This is a genomic window from Pseudomonas sp. GW822-FHT04H02 (assembly GCF_058800645.1).
On record NZ_JBXAMM010000001.1, the window covers coordinates 656,827 to 671,039 of the forward strand.

At 67.1% G+C, this 14,213-nt stretch carries 13 protein-coding genes; 10 read left to right on the forward strand and 3 right to left on the reverse strand.

Annotated features, from left to right (window positions below):
- The first annotated feature begins 297 nt into the window (after positions 1-297).
- Genes hcnA through hcnC form a run of 3 tightly spaced genes read left to right on the forward strand, consistent with a single transcriptional unit; the run spans position 298 to position 3,267 of the window.
- On the forward strand, positions 298-615 hold the full coding sequence (gene hcnA / locus AC1RMG_RS03190) for a cyanide-forming glycine dehydrogenase subunit HcnA (RefSeq protein ID WP_011060873.1): 318 nt from the start codon (positions 298-300) through the stop codon (positions 613-615).
- Positions 612-2,021, forward strand: coding sequence for a cyanide-forming glycine dehydrogenase subunit HcnB (gene hcnB, locus AC1RMG_RS03195; RefSeq protein WP_011060874.1), 1,410 nt, complete (start codon positions 612-614; stop codon positions 2,019-2,021). The genes hcnA and hcnB overlap by 4 nt, the downstream gene beginning before the upstream one ends.
- A complete protein-coding gene (hcnC, locus tag AC1RMG_RS03200) occupies positions 2,014-3,267 on the forward strand; it encodes a cyanide-forming glycine dehydrogenase subunit HcnC (RefSeq protein WP_019094282.1) in 1,254 nt (417 codons plus the stop codon). The genes hcnB and hcnC overlap by 8 nt, the downstream gene beginning before the upstream one ends.
- Before the next feature lie 103 nt (positions 3,268-3,370).
- Here hcnC and AC1RMG_RS03205 read toward each other — a convergent pair whose 3' ends face one another.
- Entirely contained in the window at positions 3,371-3,982 is a 612-nt protein-coding gene (locus tag AC1RMG_RS03205; RefSeq protein WP_011060876.1) for a glutathione S-transferase, read from the reverse strand.
- A gap of 268 nt (positions 3,983-4,250) precedes the next feature.
- A complete protein-coding gene (locus AC1RMG_RS03210; RefSeq protein ID WP_065363825.1) occupies positions 4,251-5,474 on the reverse strand; it encodes a multidrug effflux MFS transporter in 1,224 nt (407 codons plus the stop codon).
- Between the two features lie 92 nt (positions 5,475-5,566).
- Here AC1RMG_RS03210 and pdxR point away from each other — a divergent pair, with 92 nt between their 5' ends.
- From pdxR to AC1RMG_RS03225, 3 genes are all read left to right on the forward strand, one after another.
- The gene (pdxR, locus tag AC1RMG_RS03215) at positions 5,567-7,036 is read left to right on the forward strand and encodes a MocR-like pyridoxine biosynthesis transcription factor PdxR (protein WP_410036975.1); all 1,470 of its coding nucleotides are present in this window, start codon (positions 5,567-5,569) and stop codon (positions 7,034-7,036) included.
- Between the two features lie 75 nt (positions 7,037-7,111).
- Positions 7,112-8,032, forward strand: coding sequence for a DHH family phosphoesterase (locus AC1RMG_RS03220; protein WP_210482198.1), 921 nt, complete (start codon positions 7,112-7,114; stop codon positions 8,030-8,032).
- Positions 8,033-8,047: 15 nt separating this feature from the next.
- Complete coding sequence (locus AC1RMG_RS03225; RefSeq protein WP_011060880.1) at positions 8,048-8,317, forward strand: DUF7660 family protein; 270 nt, start codon at positions 8,048-8,050, stop codon at positions 8,315-8,317.
- Between the two features lie 19 nt (positions 8,318-8,336).
- Here the strand turns inward: AC1RMG_RS03225 and AC1RMG_RS03230 are convergent, their stop codons facing one another.
- Positions 8,337-9,257 (reverse strand): MurR/RpiR family transcriptional regulator, encoded by a 921-nt coding sequence (locus AC1RMG_RS03230; protein ID WP_011060881.1) that lies wholly within the window; start codon positions 9,255-9,257, stop codon positions 8,337-8,339.
- A gap of 315 nt (positions 9,258-9,572) precedes the next feature.
- Between AC1RMG_RS03230 and AC1RMG_RS03235 the strand changes: the two genes are divergently transcribed.
- From AC1RMG_RS03235 to AC1RMG_RS03250, 4 genes are all read left to right on the forward strand, one after another.
- Positions 9,573-11,513 (forward strand): bifunctional 5-dehydro-2-deoxygluconokinase/5-dehydro-2-deoxyphosphogluconate aldolase, encoded by a 1,941-nt coding sequence (locus AC1RMG_RS03235; protein WP_370059015.1) that lies wholly within the window; start codon positions 9,573-9,575, stop codon positions 11,511-11,513.
- A gap of 130 nt (positions 11,514-11,643) precedes the next feature.
- Positions 11,644-12,552: a myo-inosose-2 dehydratase gene (gene iolE / locus AC1RMG_RS03240; RefSeq protein WP_276494965.1), complete on the forward strand. Its 909-nt coding sequence runs from the start codon at positions 11,644-11,646 to the stop codon at positions 12,550-12,552.
- Entirely contained in the window at positions 12,549-13,355 is an 807-nt protein-coding gene (iolB, locus tag AC1RMG_RS03245; RefSeq protein ID WP_053151047.1) for a 5-deoxy-glucuronate isomerase, read from the forward strand. Before iolE ends, iolB begins: the two co-directional genes overlap by 4 nt.
- A 36-nt stretch (positions 13,356-13,391) precedes the next feature.
- The gene (locus tag AC1RMG_RS03250) at positions 13,392-14,213 is read left to right on the forward strand and encodes a TIM barrel protein (protein WP_493168326.1); all 822 of its coding nucleotides are present in this window, start codon (positions 13,392-13,394) and stop codon (positions 14,211-14,213) included.

A 14,213-nucleotide genomic window follows, 5' to 3' on the forward strand; every position in this document is an offset into this window, starting at 1 on the left:
CAAGCTATAAAGCCCGGCCCGAACGGGCCCGGGCCTTCCCGAACGCCGCTGCCGGCCATTGCCGCCAGCGGCGTTTTTGTGCGCGGTATCGCAGTTTTGCAAGGGCTGGCCACCGTCGGGTGCGAGGCAGCCGTTTGCTTGGCCCAGATCAATATCCGTGTCCGACAAACCGACTAGATTGGCCCGCGCTCGGTTCTGACAAACAGCTTGGGACCGGGACGTTGCCCGGTCCCGACCGCAGCAGCATGGACGGCGGGACGCCGGCAACCCCATTCATTTTTCACGGATGAACCCACAATGCGTCAGATAGACCGCAACTTCGATATTCAGCCGCTGCAGCATGCGGACATGACCATCAGCCTCAATGGCCAGCCAGTCACTGCCGCCCTGGGTGAAACCGTCCTCAGCGTGATCCAGGCCACCGGCCTGCGCCAGGTGGCGCGCAACGATCACGGGCAACTGGTCGGCGCCTACTGCGGCATGGGCGTGTGCCATTGCTGCCTGGTGCAGATCGACGGCCGGCACAAGCGCCGCGCCTGCCAGACCCTGGTCAAGCCGGGGATGCAGGTGCAGACCCTGAGCAACCGCATCACTGAAACGGAGCCCACGTTATGAGCCTGAACCCGGTGATCGTCGGCGGTGGGCCGGCGGGCATGGCGGCCGCCATCGAACTGGCCGAGCACGGCGTGCGCAGCACCCTGATCGAAGAGGCCTCGCGCCTGGGGGGCGTGGTCTACCGCGGGCCGCTGCGCGACGGCGTGCAGCTGGATTACCTGGGGCCGCGCTACTGCGAAATGCTGGCCAAGCTGCACGGCGATTTCGCCGACCACGAACAGATGATCGACGTGCGCCTCAACAGCCGGGTAGTGGGCGCCGAGGGCACCCAGAGCCTGGTGCTGCTCGATGGCGAAGAGCAGGTGCAGCAGGTCAGCTACGAGCAGTTGATACTGGCCGCCGGCTGCCATGAGCGCAGTGTGCCGTTCCCCGGCTGGACCCTGCCCGGGGTCAAGCTGCTGGGTGGCCTGCAATTGCAGATCAAGAGCGGGGTGGTCAAGCCCCAGAGCCCGGTGGTGATCGCCGGTACCGGCCCCTTGCTGCCCCTGGTGGCGTGTCAGCTGCATGCTTCCGGCGTGCGCGTGGCGGGGGTCTACGAGGCTTGTGCCCTGGGCAAGATCGCCAAGCAGAGCCTGGCCATGCTCAACAAGCCGCAACTGTTTCTCGACGGCCTGAGCATGCTCGCCTACCTCAAGCTGCACGGCATTGCCCTGCGCTATGGCTGGGGCGTGGTCGAAGCCCAGGGCCAGGACGCCCTGAGCGTGGTCACCGTGGCGCCGTACTCCAGCGACTGGCAGCCGGACATGGCCAAGGCCCAGCGCATTGCTGCCCAGACCCTGGCGGTGGGCTACGGCTTCATCCCGCGCACCCAGTTGAGCCAGCAGATGGGCCTGGAACACAACTTCAGCGACGACGGCTACCTGCGCGCCAGCGCCAACGCCTGGCAGCAGAGCAGCGAGCCCCACGTGCACCTGGCCGGCGACATGGGCGGCATCCGCGGCGGCGAGGCGGCCATGCTCAGCGGGCGTATCGCCGCGCTGTCGATCCTCATGCAGCGTGGCGTACTGAGCAACGAAGCGGCCCTGCAACGGCGCCAGGGTTACGAGCGCAAGCTGGCCTCGATCCTGCGTTTTCGTGGTGCGGTGGACCGCTATACCGCGCGTGGCGCCGGGCAGGTAGAGCTGCCCAAGGGCGACACCGTGATCTGCCGTTGCGAACACACCACCCGCAACGACATCGAGCGTGCCCTGAGCCAGGGCGTGCAGGACATGGCCAGCCTGAAAATGCGCACCCGGGTGAGCATGGGCGACTGCCAGGGGCGCATGTGCGTGGGCTATTGCAGCGACCGCCTGCGCCAGGCCACCGGGCGCAAGGACGTGGGCTGGATCCGCCCGCGCTTCCCCCTGGACCCGATTCCGTTTTCCGCGTTCCCGCCGTCTGACCAGGAGGTCTCCCAGCATGATTAAGCATTACGACGTGGTCATTGCCGGTGGCGGCGTGATCGGCGCTTCCTGCGCCTACCAGTTGTCCAAGCGCAAGGACCTGAAGGTGGCGCTGATCGACGCCAAGCGCCCGGGCAACGCCAGCCGCGCTTCGGCCGGCGGCCTGTGGGCCATCGGCGAGTCGGTGGGGCTGGGCTGCGGGGTGATCTTCTTTCGCATGATGTCGGCCAACCGCAAGCGCGAGGCCCAGGGTTCGGCGGTGGTGGTGGATTCCAGCACTCCGCACATCCTGCCGCAGTCGTTCTTCGACTTCGCCCTGCAGTCCAACGAGTTGTACCCGCGCCTGCACCGCGAGCTGATGGGCCTGCACAACATGGATTTCAAGTTCGAGCAGACCGGGCTCAAGTTCGTCATCTATGACGAGGAAGACCGCCTGTACGCCGAGCACATCGTCGGCTGCATCCCGCACCTGAGCGACCAGGTACGCTGGCTCGACCAGGCGGCCCTGCGCGCCGCGGAACCCAATGTCAGCCATGAAGCCCAGGGCGCCCTGGAGTTCCTCTGCGACCACCAGGTCAACCCGTTCCGCCTCACCGACGCCTACACCGAAGGCGCACGCCAGAACGGCGTGGATGTGTACTTCAACACCAACGTCACCGGGGTCCTGCACCAGGGCAATCGGGTCAGCGGGGTGAAGACCGACGTTGCTGGTTTGTTCCGCTGCACGACCCTGATCAACGCCGCCGGCGCCTGGGCCGCCGAGCTGAGCCTGCAGGCCACTGGCATCGAGATTCCGGTGAAGCCGGTGAAGGGCCAGATCCTTCTCACCGAGCGCATGCCCAAGCTGCTCAACGGCTGCCTGACCACCAGCGACTGCTACATGGCGCAGAAGGACAACGGCGAGATCCTGATCGGCAGTACCACCGAGGACAAGGGCTTCGACGTCACCACCACCTACCCGGAGATCAACGGCCTGGTGCAGGGCGCAGTGCGCTGCGTACCGGAGCTGGCCCATGTCAACCTCAAGCGCTGCTGGGCGGGGTTGCGCCCGGGTTCGCCGGATGAGCTGCCGATCCTCGGGCCGATGGATGGGGTCGAAGGCTACCTCAATGCCTGCGGGCACTTCCGCACCGGCATCCTGACCTCGGCTATCACCGGCGTGTTGCTGGACAAACTGGTGAACGATGAAGCCCTGCCGCTGGACATCACCCCCTTCCTGGCCCGGCGCTTCGCCACTGCCGCCGTGAAGAAACAGCCCGAACCGGCCTGACCGCTGCTGTAGGCGCTGGCTTGCCAGCGAAGGCGTCTGCGAAGGCGCTGCAAGGCTTGCGGGCCTCTTCGCCGGCAGCCGGCTCCTACGGGGAGGGTGTGGCTCAGGTGGCGGGGGTGGCGAGGAATACCGGCAATTGTTCGGCGTACTCGGCAAAGCCGCGTACTGCCGGGAATTGCCCGGGGTTGAACTGGTCCGCCACCATCATCTGGCTGAAACTCCAGGCCACCGCCAGGCTGATGCCGGCCTGGCCCAGGGAGCCGTCCCGGGGCAGCGGCTGTTTCTGCAACTCCTGCTCCAGCTCGCCATAGGCGGCTTGCAACTGGCCGCCAACCCGCTCCAGCCAGGGGCCGTGCTGTTTCTCCGCGGGGCGCAGGTTGCGCTCGTAAACGATCTGTACCGACTTCTCGCAGGCCGCCAGGGCCAGGCCGACCAGCCGCAGCTCACGCAGGCGCTGGGGCAGGGCGGTGGGCATCAGGCTGCGTTGCGGGCCGGCCAGGGTTTCCAGGTAGTCGATGATCAGGCTCGAATCCATCAGCACTTCACCGCCCTCGCAGACCAGGGTCGGGGCCTTGACCACGGGGTTGATCGCCTTGAACTGCTCGAAGGTGCTGAACACCGAAAGCGAGTGATGCTCGAAGGGCAGGCCCAGGCTCTTGAGGCTGATGGCGACGCGGCGCACGTAGGGTGAATCGAGCATTCCAATAAGCTTCATCACGTATTTCCTTGTCTTGAACGGCACAACGGATGGGAAAGGCGCGGCCAATTTAGCGGTATTGAAGCGGCCTTGCACAGTGCAAACCTGTAGCCACTGCCGCAGGCTGCGAACGGCTTCGAAGAAGACGCGGGGATCTTGAAGGCGCCAGAGGTTCGGCTGGAGACCGCCACGCAAGGCCCTGCGTACCGAACGCGGCCCGGCCTTTCGCAGCTTCGCAGGCTCAGCAGCGGCTACAGGGGTGCATGAAGGCGTTCCGAGCCGGCGCCTACCGCCGCCGTGGCCGCAGGCACCACCAGGCCAGCCCCAGGGCCAGGCTGAACAGGCCGGTCAGGGCCTGCAGCGAGCCCGCCGGGCTGTCCGCCAGCAGGCTGGCCAGCAGCCCGCAGCCGGCGGTCATGGCCATCTGGATAAAGAAGAACAGCCCCGAGGCGGTGCCCGCCACCGCCGCATAGGGCTGCAGGATCGCCAGCTGGCAGGCGGGAATCGCCAGGCCCACCGAGAGCATCAGCGCCAGCATCGGCAGCACGATGGCCCACAGGCTGTCGGGCCACAGGCTGCGGGTGAGCAGCAACAGGCCGGCGCCGGCCAGGTTCAACAGGCAGGCCGCGGTGATCAGGCGGTCGGCACTGTGGCGTACCCCCAGGCGCTGGAACAGTCGCGACCCCATCAGGTAGCCGGCCACGGTGGCGGCGAACACCAGGGCGTAGGCCGTGGGCGACAGCCCCAGCTGGCGCTGCAACAGGGCCGGCGATTGCACAATGAACGGGAAGTAGGTGCAGTACAGGCAGCCGATGGCCAGGGAATAGCGCATGAAGTAGGCCTCGCCCAGCAGGCGCAGGTACAGGCGCGGCAGGCTTTTCACGGCCACTGGCGCGAGCTGCGGCGGGCGGGTTTCGGCCAGCCGCTTGAACATCAGCAGCCAGGCCGCCGCGGCCACCAGGCTCAGGCACAGGAACAGGCCACGCCAGCCCAGCAACTGGTCGATCAGGCTGCCCAGGGGCGGTGCCAGCATCGGCGACAGGGCAATGCCCATGGACAACAGGCCCAGCAGCCGCGGCTGCTCCTCGGGCGGGCAGCGGTCGCGGACCATGACCCGGCCCACCAGGGTGCCGCAGCAACCGCCCAGGGCCTGCAGCAGGCGGGCGCCCATCAGTACTTCGACACTGGCGGCCAGCATGCAGGCCAGGCTGGCCGCGAGAAACAGCGCTGTGCCCGCCAGCAGTACCGGGCGCCGGCCATAGCGGTCGCACAGCGGGCCACCCAGCAGCATCGACAGGGCATAGCCGAGCATGTACAGGCTCAGGGTCAGTTGCAGCTGGGCGTCGCTGGCCCCCAGTTGGTCGGCCATGGCCGGCAGCGCCGGCAGGTACAGGTCGATGCTGATCCGCGGCAGGCAGACCACCACCAGCAGCAACAGGGTCCAGAGCCAGGGGGCGAGGGGGCGTTCAACAGCGATGGAGCGGGTGGTGATGGGGCTGGCGGGCGGCATGGCAGGCTCGGGGCAGAGGGCGATGGCGCTGAAATTAAGGGGTTTGTGGTTTAATGCCGAGCACCATTTAGGCCGCTTTTGACTGGACCACTATGAGCCGTGGAAAACACCCCGTGCCCCTCGACCTGCCGCTGCCCCAGCACTGCGATGAAGCCCTGGGCAAACAGGACAGCGCCTACAGTGCCCTGCGCCAGGCGATCCTGGAAAAACGCCTGCCGGCCGGCTGCCGCTTGCCCTCGACCCGCACCCTGGCCCAGCGCTGGGGCCTGTCCCGGGGCACCCTGGAAGTGGTCTTCGACCGCTTGCGCAGCGAAGGTTATGTGAGCCGGGCCAGCGGTTCCGGGACCCGGGTCTGCGCGGTGGTGCCGGACCTGTACCTGAGCGCCCCGGCACGGGCGGCGGCACCCATCGTCAGCGAGAGCGAACCACCGTACCCGCCGCTCAGCGTGCGGGCCGGCCAGCCGTTTGTCGCCCGGCTGGCCGACCCGGCGCTGTTTCCCCTGCAACGCTGGACCCGCTCCCTGACCCGGGCCCTGGGCAATGCCTCGGCGCAGTCGCTGTGGGACGCCGACCCCGGCGGCCTGCCGGCCCTGCGCCAGCAGATCGCCCAGTACCTGGGGCAGCACCGGGGCATCGCCTGCGAGCCGCAGCAGGTGATGATCACCACCGGCATCCGCCATGGCCTCGACCTGCTGGCCCGCAGCCTGCTGCAAGCGGGCGACAAGGTGTGCCTCGAAGACCCCGGCTACCTGTCGGCCCGGAGCCTGTTCGCCCTGGCCGGAGCGCGGCTGGTGCCGATTCCGGCGGAGGAGGACGGGATCGATGTACAGCAGCTGCAACACCATCAGGATGCCCGCATGGTCTATGTCACCCCGGCCCATCAGGCGCCCCTGGGCATGACCATGCCGGTGTCCCGGCGCCTGGCCCTGCTGGAGTGGGCCCGGCACAGCGAGGCCTGGGTGGTGGAGGACGACTACGACAGCGAATTCAACTACCAGAGCGCGCCCCTGGCGGCCCTCAAGTCCCTGGACCGGGACGACCGCGTCATCTACTGCGGCAGCTTCAACAAGACCCTGTTCGCCGGCCTGCGGGTGGGCTTCATGCTGCTGCCCGAGCGCCTGCGCCCACGGTTGCTGGCCACCTTGCAGGACACCGGGCGCTCGGTGGGGGTGATCGAGCAACTGGCCCTGGCCGACTACATCGCCAGCGGCGCCTTCCTGCGCAATCTGCGGGCGGCGCGCCAGGCCTATCAGGAACGCCGCGACCTGCTGCTGGCGATCCTCGCCAGTGAAGCACCGGGCTGCTACAGCATCAGCGGCCAGCAGGCCGGGCTGCATCTGCTGCTGACGTTGCCGCCGGGCAGCGATGAGGCGCGCTTTCGCCAGCGCGCGGCCCAGCAGGGCCTGCTGTTGCAGGGCCTGGCCGAGCACTGCCAGCAGGTGCGCCGGCCGGCGGCGGTGATCGTCGGCTACGCGGCCCTGAGCCTGGCGCAGATCCGCTTCAGCGGCTCGCGGCTGGCGGCGCTGCTGGTGGCCGAGGCAGGGCCTGTAGAGGGCCGCTGACTGTCATCTGGCTGTCATGTGGCTCAGGCACCCTCGGCGCCCCGGCCTCCGGCCTTTGTGGATTACAGGGACGTCATGATCATTGTCACCGCCGGCGCGGCCTATCTGGATATCGACGCCTACGCCGGCTGCATTGCCTATGCCGAATGGCTCAACCTCAGCGGCCGCCCGGCCCGGGCCCTAAGCAGCGCGCCGCTCAACGAGAGCATCCCGGGCACTTTCCGCCAGCGTCTCAAGGGGCTGGACGCCCATGTTCCGCAAGGGACCGAGCAGTTCGTGCTGGTGGACATTTCCAACCACCTGCACCTGGACCCGCTGGTGGACCTGGACCGGGTGGTGGAGGTCATCGACCATCACCCGGGTTTCGAGGCCTTCTGGAACGAGCGCCTGGGCCAGCACGCGGATATCCGCCAGATCGGTGCCGCCTGTACCCAGGTCTACCAGCGCTGGCGCGACTCCGGGCTGCTGCCCAGGATCAGCCGCGACAGCGCGCAACTGCTGGCGGCGGGCATTCTCGACAACACCCTGAACTTCACCGACCAGGGGTGCACCGCGTCGGACCGCCAGGCCTACGCCGACCTGGCCGCGCTGGCCGGCCTGGGCCCCGACTGGCCCGAAGACTATTTCAAGCAGTGCCAGCAGCAGATCGAAGCGCAATTGCCCGAGGCCCTGCTCAAGGACCTGAAAGTGTTCGAAGCGTCCAGCAACCTGCCGCGGCGTTTCGCCCAACTGACCCTGTGGCATGCCCAGGGCCTGCTGGTGCGCCAGCGCAGCCTGATCGAGCAGGTGCTGGGGCAGTGGGGCGATGACTGGCTGCTGAACCTGATCAGCCTCGGCGAAGGCACGAGCTACCTGCTGACCGGCAGCCCGGGCAGTGCCCGCAAGCTGGAACGGCTGCTAGAGTGCAGCACCCTGGACGGCGTGCATTGCCCGGGCCGGCCGATCCTGCGCAAGGAACTGCTGCGCAAGGGCCTGGCGCTCCAGGCAACGTCCTGACCCCGGAGAGCCCCAATGGACCTTGAACAACGCTTGCAGCAGGTGCATGACGAGCAGAGCTTCCTCGACTTCGTCCAGGCGCTGATTGCCGACCGCCGCCAGGCGCAGCGCATGGCCCAGGCCGGCGAGGCCGACAGTTGGCAGAACCATTGCATCGAGGATTTTCTCGACGGCGCCCACGCCTGGGCCGAGGCCACCGGCATCGGTGCCACCCAGGGGCTGGTGGAGGCTTCGCCCTGGCAGCGCTTCGCGGTGTTCCTGTACTGCGGCAAGATCTACGAATAGCGCTGCGCCAGCCGAAGGGCTAGTCGTCGAAGCCGCCCTGTTCGTGAATCTCGTCCATCTTCAGTTCCAGGCGGTAGGCCACGGCAATGAACAGCGCCTGGCACAGGCACAGGGTGGCGCTCAGTGAGCGGAAGGCGAAGGAGCTGCCCTCGTTGACCAGCAGCACGCTGTTGGCGCGCTTGGCCAGGGGCGACAGGGTGCTGTCGGTGATGATCAGGGTCTTGGCCTGGTTGTGCTGGGCAATGCGCAGGCAGTGCTGGGTTTCCTTGGCGTAGGGGGTGAAGCTGATGGCGATCACCAGGTCGTTGGGGCGGATACTGCGCATCTGCTCGCGGTAGCTGCCCCCCAGCCCCGACACCAGGTGGATGCGCTTGTTGGTGTGCTGCAGGTTGTACACCAGGTAGTCGGCCACGGCGAAGGAGCGGCGCACCCCCACCACATAGATATTGTCGGTGTTGACCACCAGGTCCACGGCCTGCTCGAAGGCCGCGTCGTCCAGCTCCAGGCCCAGGCGCTCGATCCCCGACAGGGTGGCGCTGATGCAGTCGCGCGCCAGGTCGCCGTCGCTGGCCTTCTGCGACTTGTTGGCGATCAGGCTGCGGATGCGCTGCTGGTAGTTCTGCACCGGCGTGGCCTTGTGGGTGTAGGCCTGGCGGAACAGCGCCTGCATTTCACTGAAGCCGCTGAAGCCGAAACGCTGGGAAAAACGCACGATGGCCGAAGGGTGCACCTCGCACTCGCGGGCGATGTCGCTGATCCGGTCGACCATGATCCGGTCGCTCTGCTGGCTCATGTAGCTGGCGATGCGCTTGAGCTGGCGCGGCAGGCTCTCGTACTCCTCGGTGATCAACTGCAGCAGCCGCTCGGCATTGGCCGGAGGGCTGGCAAGGTCGCTCTCGGGCGTGCGATCGGACAGGGCCGGCTGATCGGTGCGGGACATAACGGATCCTTCTGAGGGTACTGATGGGAGCGACCGCGGGCGTCGCCCCCTGACAATAAATGGGCTGCGGGCAGTCTACAGGGTCGGCGCCGGGAAAATCTTGAGGGGCCGGGCCCCGGGCGCCTTGCTGAAACGATGCACGGCGCAGCCTTGGGCATTGCAGAAAAGTTTAATGGAAAAAATATTCTACGTAAAAAATTTATAGAATAAATATTGATTGGCGCCGGGAGACGTTCTAGTCTGCATCCACCAAGTAGGCCTGCCGGGGCAGTGCGCGACGGCAGGCAGCGGCTGATAAAAATAACAGGAGCCAGCATGGGCCAGACTCGTTTTGCCAGTGGGCGTCAATTGGATCTGATCTGCCTCGGACGCCTGGGCGTCGACCTCTACGCGCAGCAAGTGGGGGCCCGGCTGGAGGACGTCGCAAGCTTTGCCAAATACCTCGGCGGCTCGTCGGCGAACATTGCCTTTGGCACTGCGCGGCTGGGCCTCAAGTCGGCGATGCTGAGCCGGGTCGGTGATGACCACATGGGGCGCTTCCTGCTGGAGTCGCTGGTGCGCGAAGGCTGTGACGTCAGCGCCGTCAAGGTCGACCCGCAGCGCCTCACCGCCCTGGTCCTGCTGGGCCTCAAGGACCGTGAAACCTTCCCCCTGGTGTTCTACCGCGAGAACTGCGCGGACATGGCGCTGTGCGCCGCCGACATCGACGAAGCCTTCATCGCCTCCAGCAAGGCCCTGCTGATCACCGGCACCCATTTTTCCGCTGACGGCGTCTACCGGGCAAGCCTGCAGGCCCTGGACTACGCGCAAAAGCACGGGGTCAAGCGGGTCCTGGACATCGACTACCGGCCGGTGCTCTGGGGCCTGGCGGGCAAGGCCGACGGCCAGACCCGGTTCGTGGCCGACCCGCAGGTCAGCCAGCATGTGCAGGGCATCCTGCCGCGCTTCGACCTGATCGTCGGCACCGAAGAGGAATTCCTGATTGCCGGTGGCAGCGACGACCTGCTGACGGCCCTGCGCACCGTGCGTTCACTGAGTGCCGCGACCCTGGTGGTCAAGCTTGGCCCGCAGGGCTGCACGGTGATCCACGGCGAGATTCCGGAGCGCCTGGAAGACGGGGCGATCTACCCCGGCGTGCGGGTGGAGGTGCTCAACGTACTGGGCGCCGGCGATGCCTTCATGTCCGGCTTCCTCAGTGGCTGGCTGGAAGAGGCCAGTGACGAGCGCTGCTGCCAGTTGGCCAACGCCTGCGGCGGCCTGGTGGTGTCGCGCCACGCCTGCGCCCCGGCGATGCCGACCCGGGCCGAACTGGACTACCTGTTCAGCAGCCCGGTGCCCATCACCCGTCCCGACCAGGACCCGGTGCTGCAACGCCTGCATCAGGTCAGTGTGCCGCGCAAGGCCTGGAAGCCCCTGTTCGTCTTCGCCTTCGACCACCGTGGGCAACTGGTGGAACTGGCGCAGCAAGGTGGGCGCGAGCTCAAGGCCATCGGTCAGCTCAAGCAACTCTTCATAGAAGCGGTGCAGCGGGTCGAAGCCGACCTGCGGCGCCGGGGCATCGAAGCCGATGTCGGCCTGCTGGCCGACCAGCGCTTCGGCCAGGAGGCGCTGAACGCCGCCACCGGGCGCGGCTGGTGGGTGGCGCGGCCGGTGGAAGTGCAGGGCTCGCGGCCCCTGGCGTTCGAGCACGGGCGCTCGGTGGGCAGCAACCTGATCGCCTGGCCCCAGGAACAGATCATCAAGTGCCTGGTGCAATTTCACCCGGACGACGAGCCCTTGCTGCGCCTGGAACAGGAAGCGCAGATCCGTGGCCTGTACCAGGCGTCCCAGGTCAGCGGGCATGAGCTGCTGCTGGAAATCATCCCGCCCAGGGACCTGCCCGGCGCTCATCCCGAGGTGCTCTACCGCAGCCTCAAGCGCCTGTACAACCTGGGCATCTACCCCGCGTGGTGGAAGATCGAAGCGCAGTCGGCCGAGGAATGGAAAAAGCTCGATGAGCTGATCCAGGAGCGCGACCCCTATTGCCGTGGCGTGGTGCTGCTGGGCCTGAATGCCTCGGCCGAAGCCCTCGCCGAGGGCTTCCGGCAAGCGGCCGACAGCCGCACCTGCCGGGGGTTTGCCGTGGGCCGCACGATTTTCCAGGAGCCCAGCCGAGCGTGGCTGGCGGGGGAGATCGACGACGACACCCTGATCCGGCAAGTGCAGGGCACCTTCGAGCAACTGATCAACGCCTGGCGCAGCGCCCGCCCTGTGTAGGAGCCGGCTTGCCGGCGAAGAGGGTCTTGAGCCTGGTGCCAGGCTCGCCGGTGCCTTCGCTGGCAAGCCAGCTCCTGCGAGTGCAAGGCCGTTCTCCACGCTTTCATGAATAACAACAAAAGGTGCAGCCATGCCCGCGATCCGAATTGGCATCAACCCGATCTCCTGGAGCAACGACGACCTGCCGGCCCTGGGCGGTGAAACGCCCTTGAGCACCGCCCTCAGCGAAGGCCGCGAGATCGGTTACCAAGGCTTCGAACTCAACGGCAAGTTCCCCAAGGACGCCAAGGGCGTGGGCGATGTGTTGCGCCCTTATGACCTGGCGCTGGTCTCGGGCTGGTACTCCAGCCGCCTGGCCCGGCGTTCGGTGGCCGAGGAAATCGACGCCATTGCCAGCCACGTCGAACTGCTCAAGCGCAACGGCGCCTCGGTGCTGGTCTACGGCGAAGTGGCCGACTCGATCCAGGGCTTGCCGGTGCGGCTGATCGAGCGCCCGCGCTGGCACAGTGCACAGGCCTGGCAGGTTTACGCGGACAAACTCACGGAGCTGGCGCGTTTCACCCTGTCCCAGGGCGTGCGCCTGGCCTATCACCACCACATGGGCGCCTACGTCGAGTCCCCGGCGGACATCGACACGCTGATGCGCCTGACCGGCGAGGAAGTCGGCCTGCTGTTCGATTCGGGCCATTGTTACATGGGCGGCGGCGAACCCCTGGAGGTGCTGCGCCGGCATATCGGGCGGGTGTGCCATGTGCACTTCAAGGACGTGCGCAAGCCGGTGGTGCAACTGGCGCGCAACAACCTGTGGAGCTTCCCGGACTGCATCGTCAACGGCACCTTCACCGTGCCCGGCGATGGCGACATTGACTTCGCCGCCTTGCTCGATGTGCTGCTGGACGCAGGCTACCAGGGCTGGCTGGTGGTGGAGGCCGAGCAGGACCCGGCGGTGGCGCCGAGCTACGTCTACGCAAAAAAAGGTTACGACACCCTGCGGGCCCTGCTGGACGCTGGCCTGCAACGCAGGAGGGCTGCCCAATGAGCCTGCTGGTTAAAAGCGCTGCAAAGGGCCGGACCATGGTCCAGCTGCAAGAGGGCGCCCTGGAATACGTGGGGTTCAGTGCCTACCGCCTGGGCCTGGGGGAAAGCCTGCCGGTCAGCGCCGGCGACAAGGAGCTGTGCCTGGTGCTGCTCAGCGGCCGTATCGATGTGCAGGGCGAAGCGCCCCAGGGCGCCTTCCAGTGGCCCAACCTGGGTGACCGGCAATCGGTGTTCGAAGACAAATCCCCCTTTGCTGCCTACCTGCCGCCGGGCAGCCGGGCCCGTGTCACCGCCTTGAGCGATGTGCAGATCGCTGTGTGTGCCGCCCCGGGGGCAGTCGATAACGACCTCGGCCCACGGCTGATCCGCCCGGAACAGTGCAGGCGCAGCGTGCGCGGCAAGGGCGCCAATACTCGCTACGTCTGCGACATCCTGCCCGACAGCGAGCCGGCCCATTCCCTGCTGGTGGTGGAGGTGCGCACGCCGTCCGGGCATTCCTCCAGCTACCCGCCGCACAAGCACGACACCGACGACCTGCCGCACCAGAGCTTTCTGGAAGAGACCTATTACCACCAGCTCAACCCGCCCCAGGGCTTCGTCTTCCAGCGGGTCTACACCGACGACCGCAGCCTGGACGAGGCCATGGCGGTGGAGCACCACGACCTGGTGGTGGTGCCCAGGGGGTACCACCCGGTCAGCGTGCCCTATGGCTACGAGTCCTATTACCTGAACGTGATGGCCGGGCCGAAGCGGGTCTGGCAGTTCCATAACGACCCCCGGCACAGCTGGCTGCTGGATCTGTGAGCGACGCACCTTTGCCGATTTTCGGGGAGCTGGAACATGACTCAGCCTTTGCGTTTTGCCTTGAACCGAATGGTCGCACCGCACCTGCCTCTGGCGGATTTTCTTGACCTGGCACTGGCCTTGAAGATCGATGGGGTGGAGCTGCGCAATGACCTCAAGGGTGTGGAGATCGAGGATGGCACGCCCCCCGAGCAGGTCCGCGAGCTGTGTGAGCAGCGTGGCATCCGGCTGCTGTCGATCAATGCCCTGTACCCCTTCGACCTGTGGGATGAACAGCGCCGCCAGCAGTTGCTGCACCTGGCCGGTTATGCCCGCGCCTGCGGTGCCGAGGGCCTGGTGTTGTGCCCGCTGAACGACCCCGGCGACCGGCGCAGCGCGGGTCAGCGGGCCCAGGGGCTGGCGGCCGCCCTGACCCGGATCGCGGAGGTTCTTCGCCAGCATGGCCTGCGCGGTTTTGTCGAGCCCCTGGGGTTTGCCGAGTGCGCCTTGCGTGACAAGCGCAGCGCCGTGGACGCGATCCGCGCCGTTGGCGCGCTGGATGTGCTGAGCCTGGTGCACGACACCTTCCACCACACACTGGCCGGCGAACCCCAGCTGTTCGCCGAGCTCACCGGGCTGGTGCACCTCTCCGGTGTCGAGGGGCCGCCACTGCCTCTGGCAGCGCTGCGGGACGGTCATCGGGTGCTGGTGGGCGCGGCGGACCGGCTGGGCAACACGACGCAGATCGCCGCGTTGCTGGCGGGCGGTTACCGCGGCTACCTGTCCTTCGAGCCCTTTGCCGCGAGCGTTCACGATCGACCGGACCTGCAGCAGGCTCTGGAGCGCAGTATCCGGCACCTGCGCCAGGCCCTGGCCTGA

Excerpts from the sequence above, each read along its gene's own strand:
- hcnA (WP_011060873.1), top strand. The coding sequence starts at position 298 with ATGCGTCAGATAGACCGCAACTTCGATATTCAGCCGCTGCAGCATGCG.
- hcnB (WP_011060874.1), top strand. The coding sequence starts at position 612 with ATGAGCCTGAACCCGGTGATCGTCGGCGGTGGGCCGGCGGGCATGGCG.
- hcnC (WP_019094282.1), top strand. The coding sequence starts at position 2,014 with ATGATTAAGCATTACGACGTGGTCATTGCCGGTGGCGGCGTGATCGGC.
- AC1RMG_RS03205 (WP_011060876.1), bottom strand. The coding sequence starts at position 3,982 with ATGAAGCTTATTGGAATGCTCGATTCACCCTACGTGCGCCGCGTCGCC.
- AC1RMG_RS03210 (WP_065363825.1), bottom strand. The coding sequence starts at position 5,474 with ATGCCGCCCGCCAGCCCCATCACCACCCGCTCCATCGCTGTTGAACGC.
- pdxR (WP_410036975.1), top strand. The coding sequence starts at position 5,567 with ATGAGCCGTGGAAAACACCCCGTGCCCCTCGACCTGCCGCTGCCCCAG.
- AC1RMG_RS03220 (WP_210482198.1), top strand. The coding sequence starts at position 7,112 with ATGATCATTGTCACCGCCGGCGCGGCCTATCTGGATATCGACGCCTAC.
- AC1RMG_RS03225 (WP_011060880.1), top strand. The coding sequence starts at position 8,048 with ATGGACCTTGAACAACGCTTGCAGCAGGTGCATGACGAGCAGAGCTTC.
- AC1RMG_RS03230 (WP_011060881.1), bottom strand. The coding sequence starts at position 9,257 with ATGTCCCGCACCGATCAGCCGGCCCTGTCCGATCGCACGCCCGAGAGC.
- AC1RMG_RS03235 (WP_370059015.1), top strand. The coding sequence starts at position 9,573 with ATGGGCCAGACTCGTTTTGCCAGTGGGCGTCAATTGGATCTGATCTGC.
- iolE (WP_276494965.1), top strand. The coding sequence starts at position 11,644 with ATGCCCGCGATCCGAATTGGCATCAACCCGATCTCCTGGAGCAACGAC.
- iolB (WP_053151047.1), top strand. The coding sequence starts at position 12,549 with ATGAGCCTGCTGGTTAAAAGCGCTGCAAAGGGCCGGACCATGGTCCAG.
- AC1RMG_RS03250 (WP_493168326.1), top strand. The coding sequence starts at position 13,392 with ATGACTCAGCCTTTGCGTTTTGCCTTGAACCGAATGGTCGCACCGCAC.